General features: G+C 48.6%; 1 protein-coding gene. It reads left to right on the forward strand.

Annotated features, from left to right (window positions below; translation table 11 throughout):
* Positions 1 to 67: 67 nt before the first annotated feature.
* On the forward strand, positions 68 to 484 hold a 417-nt coding region (locus tag HNW77_RS17300; RefSeq protein ID WP_172159332.1), incomplete at its 3' end, for a hypothetical protein.

Raw genomic sequence — 484 nt, forward strand, 5'->3', positions numbered from 1 at the left:
CCAGTGATCTGTTCGACTACGCAGTGAACGGCGTCCAGAACGCCGCAGACTTGTTCTGAGGTGCCAATTGAACTCTTTCCTCAAGGCCATTCTCAACACGCCTACTCTCACTATTCGTGATGATGTAACCAAACTTTCCGTTTGGAAGAGTCTCCAAGTCAAGAAAGTGGAAATTTATTCACCGGCTTCCGTGGTGTCGAAGCCGTTGGCAACGAAAGACCAGACGGAAGCTCAGGTGTATACCGAGGCGCTGGACGTTGATGTGAAGAACGGGAAGATCATTCAGCCAGTGCGGCTTCGCATCAACGCTATTTGCCCAGACCTGTCCACAGTTGAAAGTATCATGAATGCTTTCAATGACAATACCTCGACTTTCGCCATCACTTCCAAGTCGATATTGGCTGATAAAATGGCCATCATGACGCTCGATGTAGATCAATCTCCGGACATGCTAAATGCGGCTGAGATCAACATGGAATTCGAG

Origin of the sequence: Komagataeibacter melomenusus (genome assembly GCF_013155395.1) — a bacterium.
Lineage (GTDB): Bacteria > Pseudomonadota > Alphaproteobacteria > Acetobacterales > Acetobacteraceae > Komagataeibacter > Komagataeibacter melomenusus.